This is a genomic window from Pseudomonas sp. 5P_5.1_Bac1 (genome assembly GCF_025466015.1).
GTDB lineage: Bacteria > Pseudomonadota > Gammaproteobacteria > Pseudomonadales > Pseudomonadaceae > Aquipseudomonas.
Genome location: NZ_JANLNX010000045.1, coordinates 1 through 430, shown reverse-complemented (window position 1 = coordinate 430; position 430 = coordinate 1). Strand labels below are relative to the sequence as shown.

The 430-nt window shown below is 62.3% G+C and carries 1 protein-coding gene; it reads left to right on the top strand.

The window, feature by feature from the left end; translation table 11 throughout:
• Nucleotides 1-430: immunoglobulin-like domain-containing protein (locus NTD82_RS09190; RefSeq protein WP_262128521.1), on the top strand; the 430-nt coding region annotated here is incomplete at both ends.

Here is a 430-nt window from a genome sequence, read left to right as displayed (position 1 = left end):
CGCTCACCTCGACACCACTGGCGTCTCGCTCACCGCCACCGGCACCGTCCAGGAAGGCGGCCAGATCACTTACACCGCCAAACTGACCAACCCAGCCGGCACGGAAATGAAGGTCACCCTGAGCAACGGTGAAACCATCACCATCGCCAAGGACGCCACCGAAGGCAGCATCACCATCGCCGCCCCGAAAAACACCGTGTACGTGGACAGCGGCAACGTCAGCGCCACCATTACCGGCACCACTGGCGGTGATTTCGAGAAGTTGAACGTCAGCAGCACGCCAGCCATAACGGCAGTGACCGACACCATCGACACCAGCACCGTGACCCTGACCGCCACCCCAAGCGTGACCGAAGGCGGCGTCGTCACTTACACCGCGAGCGTCACTGCACCAGTAACTGGCGCACCACTGGTCATCAGCCTCGCCAAT